This window comes from Paraburkholderia silviterrae (assembly GCF_004353915.1).
Taxonomy (GTDB): domain Bacteria; phylum Pseudomonadota; class Gammaproteobacteria; order Burkholderiales; family Burkholderiaceae; genus Paraburkholderia; species Paraburkholderia silviterrae.
On record NZ_SMRP01000005.1, the window covers coordinates 308,041 to 316,165 of the forward strand.

8 protein-coding genes and 1 tRNA gene are annotated in these 8,125 nt (G+C 64.8%); 1 reads left to right on the plus strand and 8 read right to left on the minus strand.

The window, feature by feature from the left end:
- Positions 1 to 113 precede the first annotated feature (113 nt).
- From EYW47_RS13635 to EYW47_RS13660, 6 genes are all read right to left on the minus strand, one after another.
- Positions 114 to 190: transfer RNA gene (locus EYW47_RS13635), tRNA-Val, on the minus strand.
- A gap of 97 nt (positions 191 to 287) precedes the next feature.
- Positions 288 to 2,540 carry a RelA/SpoT family protein gene (locus EYW47_RS13640; protein WP_133195352.1) on the minus strand — a complete coding sequence of 751 codons (2,253 nt, stop codon included), beginning with the start codon at positions 2,538 to 2,540 and terminating at the stop codon, positions 288 to 290.
- A 63-nt stretch (positions 2,541 to 2,603) separates the two neighbouring features.
- On the minus strand, positions 2,604 to 2,957 hold the full coding sequence (locus EYW47_RS13645; protein WP_035530931.1) for a RidA family protein: 354 nt from the start codon (positions 2,955 to 2,957) through the stop codon (positions 2,604 to 2,606).
- A 102-nt stretch (positions 2,958 to 3,059) separates the two neighbouring features.
- Positions 3,060 to 3,953 (minus strand): alpha/beta fold hydrolase, encoded by an 894-nt coding sequence (locus EYW47_RS13650; protein ID WP_133195353.1) that lies wholly within the window; start codon positions 3,951 to 3,953, stop codon positions 3,060 to 3,062.
- Positions 3,954 to 4,253: 300 nt separating this feature from the next.
- Positions 4,254 to 4,895, minus strand: a complete 642-nt coding sequence (locus EYW47_RS13655) for a CoA transferase subunit B (protein WP_133195354.1) — start codon at positions 4,893 to 4,895, stop codon at positions 4,254 to 4,256.
- 15 nt (positions 4,896 to 4,910) lie between these two features.
- Positions 4,911 to 5,618: a CoA transferase subunit A gene (locus EYW47_RS13660; protein ID WP_133195355.1), complete on the minus strand. Its 708-nt coding sequence runs from the start codon at positions 5,616 to 5,618 to the stop codon at positions 4,911 to 4,913.
- A gap of 251 nt (positions 5,619 to 5,869) precedes the next feature.
- Here EYW47_RS13660 and EYW47_RS13665 point away from each other — a divergent pair, with 251 nt between their 5' ends.
- Positions 5,870 to 6,436: a PAS and helix-turn-helix domain-containing protein gene (locus tag EYW47_RS13665; RefSeq protein ID WP_133195356.1), complete on the plus strand. Its 567-nt coding sequence runs from the start codon at positions 5,870 to 5,872 to the stop codon at positions 6,434 to 6,436.
- Positions 6,437 to 6,547: 111 nt separating this feature from the next.
- Here EYW47_RS13665 and EYW47_RS13670 read toward each other — a convergent pair whose 3' ends face one another.
- Positions 6,548 to 6,988 (minus strand): acyl-CoA thioesterase, encoded by a 441-nt coding sequence (locus tag EYW47_RS13670; protein ID WP_133195357.1) that lies wholly within the window; start codon positions 6,986 to 6,988, stop codon positions 6,548 to 6,550.
- A gap of 109 nt (positions 6,989 to 7,097) precedes the next feature.
- Positions 7,098 to 7,877, minus strand: coding sequence for an SDR family oxidoreductase (locus tag EYW47_RS13675; RefSeq protein ID WP_133195358.1), 780 nt, complete (start codon positions 7,875 to 7,877; stop codon positions 7,098 to 7,100).
- Positions 7,878 to 8,125 lie beyond the last annotated feature (248 nt).

Below are 8,125 nucleotides of genomic sequence, written 5' to 3' on the forward strand. Positions count from 1 at the left end.
GCTCCGAAGTTGCTTCGGTGAACGTTCGCGGTGTCATAACCGTATCGCCTGTTGCGCTGAGCGCCTTGCTGCACTGAAGCCTCGCCGATACCCTGACGCGGCCTCGATTTCGTTGGTAGGCTCGATTGGACTCGAACCAACGACCCCCACCATGTCAAGGTGGTGCTCTAACCAGCTGAGCTACGAGCCTGAAGAAGAAAGATTGTATGTTGCCACTGCGGACTTGGCAAGCCTTTTTTGCGGCGGGGCACAAAACGCCGGCACGCCCGGCCCACGCCTTGCGCCTTTCAGCCCTTGCGCACCGCCCTGAGCACGCCGCCCACCTCGCCCAGCAGCGCGCAGGCACGCTGGATTTGCGCCGAATTCGAGACCTCGACCGTGAACTGCATGAATGCGGCATTGCGGCGCGACTGCGTCTTCACGCCGATCACGTTCATCTTCTCGCGTGCGAACACTTCCGAGATGTCGCGCAGCAAACCCTGGCGGTCGGTGGCCTCGATCGAGATATCGACCGGGTAGACAGACTGGCCGCGCCCGCCCATCACGTCGGCGGACCAGGTGGTCTGCAGCACGCGCTCGGGCGCGCGACCAGCCATGCGCAGGAAGGTCGGGCAATCGCTGCGGTGAATCGACATGCCCTTGCCGCGCGTGACGAAGCCGCAGATATCGTCGGGCGGCGCCGGCCGGCAGCAGCGCGCGAGTTGCGTGAGCAGCGCATCCACACCCACCACGAGCACGCCCGACGAGCCGCCGTGCGTCACGTTCGCGCCGCTCGCACGCTTGGTGAGTTGCTCCGGTGTTTCTTCCTCCGGCTCGGCGGCGGGCGCGTCGTGCAGTGCCTGCTCGACGTTGCGCAGGCTGAACTCTTCCTTGCCGACCACGCTGAAGAGCTCGTCCGGCGACTTGAAGCCGAGCTTGGCCGCGAGCTGATCGAGATTGACCGACGTGCGCCCCTCGCGCTGCAGCGTCTTTTCCACCATCGCGCGGCCGCTGGCGATGTTCTCCTCTGCGTCGATGGCATTGAACCACGCCCGCACCTTCTGGCGCGCACGCGTGCTGTGCAGATAGCCGAGCTGCGGATTGAGCCAGTCGCGCGACGGACCGCCCTCTTTCACCGTGACGATCTCGACGGTCTGGCCGTTGTGCAACTGCGTGTTGAGCGGCACCATCGCGCCGTCCACGCGCGCGCCGCGGCAACGATGGCCGAGCTCGCTATGCAGGTGATACGCGAAGTCGAGCGGCGTCGCGGCCTGCGGCAGCGCGATCACGCGCGCCTGGGGCGTAAGGACGTAGATATGGTCGTCGTCGAGCGTCGCCTGGCGCAATTGCTCCCACGGCTGACGGCCATCGGCTACGTCGTCCTTCCAGGCGAGCAGTTGACGCAGCCACGCGATCTTCTCGTCGTAGGCGCTGCCCGCGTTGAACTGGCCGCCGTAGCCCTTCGAGCCGGCTTCCTTGTAACGCCAGTGCGCGGCCACGCCGTACTCGGCGAATTGATGCATTTCCTGCGTGCGGATCTGCACTTCGAACGCGCGGCCGTCGTCGCCGACCACGACCGTATGCAGCGAGCGATAGCCGTTGGGCTTGGGCCGCGAGATGTAGTCGTCGAATTCCTTCGGCACCGGCTGCCAGAGGTTGTGCACGATGCCGAGCACCGTGTAGCAATCCTTGATATCGCGCACGATCACGCGAAACGCACGCACGTCGTAGAGCTCGGAGAAGTCGATCTCCTTGCCGCGCATCTTCTTCCAGATGCTGTAGATGTGCTTGGGCCGGCCGCTCACCTCGGCTTCGATATGCGCGCAAGCAAGTTCGTGCTGCAGCCGCGCGATGGCCTCGGTCACGTAGCTCTCGCGCTCGACGCGCTTTTCGTCGAGCAGCTTCGCGATGCGCTTGTAGGTGGCCGGCTCCTCGAAGCGGAACGCGAGGTCTTCGAGCTCCCACTTCAGTTGCCAGATGCCGAGCCGGTTGGCGAGCGGCGCGTAGATCTCTAGCGTCTCGCGCGCAATCTCGGGCCCGGGCGTGACCTTGGCTGCCGCGTAATAGCGCAGCGACTGCACACGCGACGCGAGCCTGATCAGCACCACGCGAATGTCTTGCGCGAACGCAAGCAGCATCTTGCGCAGCGATTCCACTTGAGCGCGGCGCGCGGCCTGGGCGTCGCGCCCTTCGCGGCCGGTTTCCGGCACGGTGTTCTGCACCGCCGTGCGCAGGCTCACGCTGCCAAGGCGCAGCAGCTTGCGCACGTCGAATACGAGCTTGACGACCTCGGCGCCGAAGCGCGCTTCAAGCGTGCGCTCCGGGTCATCGAGGTGCGGCGCGATATTGAAGAGCGCCGCCGCCAGCACCGCAGGCGGATCGACGTTCAGGCGGCTCATGATGGACGCCGTGCCTTGCGCGTGCTCGATGAGCGGCTCGCCAGTGGACAGGCGTGCTTCGCCCGCATGCTCGCGCACGAATGCGAGTGCGTCGTCGAGCGATGGGAGCGCGGCGCTCGCGGAGGCTTCTGCGGAAACGGGAGGTACGGTGTCGCTGCTCATGAGACGGCGCCCGCCGGCGTACCGGCCGGGCTGCAAACTACAACAAGACGATAGATGGCGCGTTCAATCGCGCTGCGCAGCCACCACGACGATTTCGACGAGGCATTCCGGATTGGCCAGCTTCGCCTCGACGGTCGCGCGCGGCGGCGTGGCGCCCTGCGCCACCCACTTGTCCCACTCGGCATTCATGCCCGGGAAGTCCTTCATGTCGGCGATATAGATCTGCACCGAGAGCAGCAGCGACTTGTCGCTGTTCGCTTCGCCGAGCAGGCGGTCGATGTGGCCGAGCACTTCGCGCATCTGGCCACCGATGTCCTGGTTCGTGTCCTCGGCGATCTGGCCCGCCAGATAGACCGTGCCATTGTGAATGGCGGTTTCCGAAAGACGCGGGCCGACGTGGTGACGAATGACTGCCATGTGGATTCCTGTTGAGGTGAATGTCTGGATGCGCCCGGCGCGCCCGTGTCGCTATGCCATCAATGCAACCGCGAGGCATCGGCACGCCGGGAAATCCCGATATTATGACCCGCCGACGGGCCCGCCGTCGAAGAAACGCCGCGCAATCCCGATCTGGTCGGCCGCGAGAAATGCCGGCGCATGCCCGACGCCCGCGATCTCGACGCTCGACACCTGCTGGCCGGTCTCGACCATTTTCGCGACAGTCTCGCGCGAGAGCAGATCCGAGAGCGCGCCGCGCACGGCCAGCACCGGCCCCTTGAAGGCCGCGAACGAGCGCCACAGGAACTGTTCGCCCTGCTCGTTCTGTTCAGGCGTGACACCCTTGAAGCCTTCGGAGATACGCGGGTCGTAGCGGTAACGCCATGCCCCGTCCACCTCGTGCAGCAGCGGCGTGTTGATCTCGCGCCATTCCTGCGCAGTGAGCGGGCCGAACGACGCCGCGAGCAGCGCCGCATTGTCGATGCCTTCCTGCAGCGAGCCGAAACGCTGATCCTGGCCCACGTATTCGCCAATGCGCACGAGCGCCGCCGGTTCGATATGCGGGCCGATGTCGTTGAGCAGCATGCGGGCGATGGGAGTATCAGGCAGCCCCGCGAGCGCCATGCCGATCAGGCCGCCCATGGACGTGCCGAACCAGTCCACCTGCTCGGCACCCGTGCGCGCGATGAGCGTGACCATGTCCGCGACGTATTGCGCGACGCCATAGCCACGCGGATCGACGAGCCAGGACGAGAGGCCGCGCCCCACGACGTCGGGGCAGACCACGCGATACGTGCCCGACAACGCTGCCGCGAGCCTGTCGAAATCGCGGCTCGAACGCGTGAGGCCATGCACGCACACCAGTACGCGCGGATTGGCGGAGTCGCCCCATTCGGTGTACGCCATGCGGTGCAGTCCCGAAGGACTGAGGCACTGGACGTAATGCTGACGCGGCACGGCAGACGGTTCAGTCATCGCTCAAGTCTCGCTGGTGGTGCCCGTAGGCTGTGGGGCCATTGTAAACGGCTTTGTGGCACGGGACCGTCGCGTACGCCGCCGCTCGAGGCACATCGGGACACATGGAGCGCGGGCGGCGCCCGCTTGTGGCGGCGCGCTCGCCGCACCCACCCTGGCCACTCGGCCTGGGCCACCCGGCCGAGGTTTCAAACGCGCCCGATCGCGCAAGAATGGCCCCATCCAAAAGCGAAAACGGGCGGGACCGAAGTCCCGCCCGCTGCCATCATGCTTCAGCCAGCCACTACCGCGTTGCCGCGATCACTGCACCGCGCTCACGTCGAGCGGCGCGCCCGTCTTGGCCTTGATTTCGTCCACCGTCACGCCCGTCGCGAGCTCGGTCACCTTCAGGCCCGCGTCGGTCACCTCGATCACACCGAGGTCGGTGATGATCATATCGACCACGCCCACGCCCGTGAGCGGCAGCGCGCACGCATCAAGAATCTTGTGCTGGTCGCCCTTGGCCACATGCTCCATCAGCACAACCACGCGCCCGACGCCCGCGACGAGGTCCATCGCGCCGCCCATGCCCTTGATCATCTTGCCGGGGATCATCCAGTTGGCCAGATCGCCCTTCTCGCTTACCTGCATCGCACCGAGGATCGCGAGATTGATGTGGCCGCCGCGAATCATCGCGAACGAGTCCGCCGAAGAGAAGATCGACGAGCCCGGCAGCGTCGTGACCGTCTGCTTGCCGGCGTTGATCATGTCGGCGTCCACTTCGTCTTCGGTCGGGAACGGGCCAATGCCGAGCAGGCCGTTTTCCGATTGCAGCCACACTTCCATGCCTTGCGGCACGTGGTTGGCCACGAGCGTCGGCAGACCGATGCCGAGATTCACGTAGAAGCCGTCCTGCAGTTCCTTCGCCGCGCGGGCGGCCATTTCGTCACGATTCCATGCCATGGTCGGTCTCCTTTCTTACTTGCTAGCCGCGGCGCGCACGGTGCGTTGTTCGATGCGTTTCTCGGGGTGCGCATTGAGCACGATGCGCTGCACGAAGATGCCCGGCGTATGGATCGCGTCCGGATCGAGCGCGCCGTTCTCGACGATCTCCTCCACCTCGACCACGGTGATCTTGCCCGCCATCGCGCACATCGGGTTGAAGTTGCGCGCCGTGCGGCGATAGATCAGGTTGCCCGACTTGTCGGCCTTCCAGGCCTTCACGAGCGCGACGTCGGCCGTGAGCGAATGCTCGAGCACGTAGTGCTTCTCGCCAAACTGGCGCGTTTCCTTGCCCTCGGCGATGAGCGTGCCGTAGCCGGTGTTGGTGAAGAACGCCGGGATGCCCGCGCCGCCGGCGCGCAGCTTTTCGGCCAGCGTGCCCTGCGGCGTGAATTCGAGCTCGAGCTCGCCCGCGAGATACTGGCGCTCGAATTCCTTGTTCTCGCCCACATAGGACGAGATCATCTTCTTGATCTGGCGTGTCTCGAGCAACTGGCCGAGGCCGAAGCCGTCCACACCCGCGTTGTTGCTGATGCAGGTGATGCCTTTCACGCCCGAATCGCGCAGTGCGCCGATCAGCGCCTCGGGAATGCCGCAGAGCCCGAAACCGCCTACCGCGAACGTCTGTCCGTCCTTGACGATGCCTTCGAGCGCGGCAGCCGCGCTTTGATAGACCTTGTTCATCAGTGTGTCCCTTCCTCGTATGGAAATACGTCGATGCGCTTGTTCGCTGATTTTGTTCGTTCAATGAGTTCGTGCGGGCCGGCGTACTGGTGCAGCGAACGCCCGGACGCCTCATTCTAGTCGTGCCCCGGTGGCGCTGCCGTAAACCCGGCGCTACGCCCGAGCGGCCCTCCGATGGATGCAAAGCGTACGCTGGGCGGGCATTGCGGCACAATACGCAAAACTACATAAAGCCATACCCGTATCACGCCATGCCCGAACCCACTACCGCCGCCACCGCGCTCGACTATCAGACCGCCTTTCACCTCGCGCCCATCGGGCTCGTGCTCGCGCGCGAGCGCATCATCGAGGACTGCAACGAACAGGTGTGTGCCATTTTCCGCTGCCCGCGCGAGGCGCTCGTCGGCCAGTCGTTTTTGGTGCTGTATCCGTCGGAGGTCGAGTTCGAGCGCATCGGCGCGCGCATTCCGCCCATCATGACAGCCCAGGGCAGCTACGCCGACGACCGCATCATGAAGCGCGCCGACGGTGAGCTCTTCTGGTGCCACGTCACGGGCCGCTCGCTCGACCGCGCGGAGCCGCATGCCGCGGGCGTCTGGACCTTCGAGGACCTGAGCGCGACGCGGCGCGTGGCGGTCGAGCTCACGCCGCGCGAGCGCGAAATCGCAGCGCAACTGGTCACGGGCAAGACAAGCAAGCAGATCGGGAAGATTCTCGACATCAGCTCGCGCACGGTGGACATCTACCGCGCGCGGCTCATGCGCAAGTACGACACGGGCAACGCCACCGAATTGCTGCAGCGGCTGCTCGGACATTGAAACGGCATTGAAGCTGGCTTCAAGCTGGCTTCAAGCGGGCTCAAAGCGGGATTGGTGCGGCTTTGACACCGCGCATCGAAGCGGCGCGCACGCCGAACGCAAGGAGAGGAATCAGCGGGCCTTCACGAGCGGCGCGTTTTCGATGGTCGCGCGCAGGCTGTCGGGAATCGGCACGGACTTGCCCGCTTCGTAGTCGATCCAGACGCAGCGCGCATTGCCGCGCGCGTAGACGGTATCGGGATCGTCCACGCGGCGCAGCTCGAAACCGGTATCGAAGCTGCTGCGGCCCGGCTGACCCACCGTCATCGTGCAGACGATATCGCCCGGGTAATGCAGCTGCTTCAGGAAATCCATCGACGCATTGACAATCACCGGCCCCTGCCCGTTGCCACGCTCGCGGCTCTCGCCGGACACGCCGATATGCTCGAACCAGGAGATCCGCACCTGCTCCATGTAGCGGAAGTAGACCGTGTTGTTCACACGGCCGAACGCGTCCATGTCGCCCCAGCGGATCGGCATGGTCATCTCAAAAACGGGATGGTATTCACTCATTGCGCATTGCAGTCTTTGACTTCGACTTCGTATTACCCGAAAGGCGCGAGTCTACGTCGCGCCGCAGATTGGCGCAGCGAAGCCGGCGCGCGCGTGAAGCATTTGTGGCTCACATCAGGGCGAAGCCGTCGTCGGCGGTGATGATCGAGCCGTTCATGAAGGCCGACTCGTCGGCGGCCAGCAGCAGCAACAGGCCGTCGAGATCCGCGGGCGTGCCCACCCGGTGGCGCGGCAGCATCGAGATCAGCTTCTGGCCCTGCTCGGTCGCCCAGTGATGGTGATTGATCTCGGTGTCGATATAACCGGGACAGATCGCATTCACGTTGATGCCGTGCCGCCCCCACTCGAGCGCCATGGCCTTCGTCATGTGCACGACGGCCGCCTTGCTGATGCCGTAGAGGCCGATCTGCGGCAGCACGCTCAAGCCCGCCACCGAAGCGATGTTGATGATGCGGTACGCCGGCTTGGAGCCGCCGCCGTTGCCGCGCATGATCATGCGCTTGGCCACTTCCTGGGCGACGAAGAAGGCGCCTCGCGTGTTGGTGTCGAACACATACTCGAAGTCGGCCGGTGTAACGTCCGCGAGCTTCTGGGTGGTCGAAACACCCGAGTTGTTGACGAGAATGTCGATGGTCCCGGCCTCGGTCTCCGCATGCGCGACCGCCGAGCGGATGCTCTGGTAATCCGTCACGTCGAGCGAAACCACGTGCGCGGCACCGCCGCCGGCCTCGATTTCGGCGCGCAATTCCTTGAGGCGCTCCACGCGCCGGCTCGCCAGCACGACCTTCGCGCCAGCCTGCGAGAGCACCTGGGCAAAACGCTTGCCCAGACCACTCGACGCGCCGGTGATCATCGCCACCTTACCTTCCAGATTGATCGAACGGCCCATTTTCGCTTCCTGTTCAAGGATGAAAGAGCACCGGAATGCACGATCGGCAGCACGCCGGGCATTCTGGCATAAAATAGAACGATCGTGCTAAAGTTGGCCCGTTGGGTTGCGGCCCGGGGAACGTTACCCGACAATACGAACCCGAAAAAGTATTCTAATGGCAAGAGGAGCTTTGATGACCCCCGCAAGTCTTTTGGAGCAATACGGCCCACGCGAGTCGATGGAATACGACGTGGTGATCGTAGGCG

Coding starts and splice junctions, on each gene's coding strand:
- EYW47_RS13670 (WP_133195357.1), bottom strand. CDS start 6,988: ATGAGTGAATACCATCCCGTTTTTGAGATGACCATGCCGATCCGCTGG.
- EYW47_RS13660 (WP_133195355.1), bottom strand. CDS start 5,618: ATGAACAAGGTCTATCAAAGCGCGGCTGCCGCGCTCGAAGGCATCGTC.
- EYW47_RS13665 (WP_133195356.1), top strand. CDS start 5,870: ATGCCCGAACCCACTACCGCCGCCACCGCGCTCGACTATCAGACCGCC.
- EYW47_RS13655 (WP_133195354.1), bottom strand. CDS start 4,895: ATGGCATGGAATCGTGACGAAATGGCCGCCCGCGCGGCGAAGGAACTG.
- EYW47_RS13675 (WP_133195358.1), bottom strand. CDS start 7,877: ATGGGCCGTTCGATCAATCTGGAAGGTAAGGTGGCGATGATCACCGGC.
- EYW47_RS13640 (WP_133195352.1), bottom strand. CDS start 2,540: ATGAGCAGCGACACCGTACCTCCCGTTTCCGCAGAAGCCTCCGCGAGC.
- EYW47_RS13650 (WP_133195353.1), bottom strand. CDS start 3,953: ATGACTGAACCGTCTGCCGTGCCGCGTCAGCATTACGTCCAGTGCCTC.
- EYW47_RS13645 (WP_035530931.1), bottom strand. CDS start 2,957: ATGGCAGTCATTCGTCACCACGTCGGCCCGCGTCTTTCGGAAACCGCC.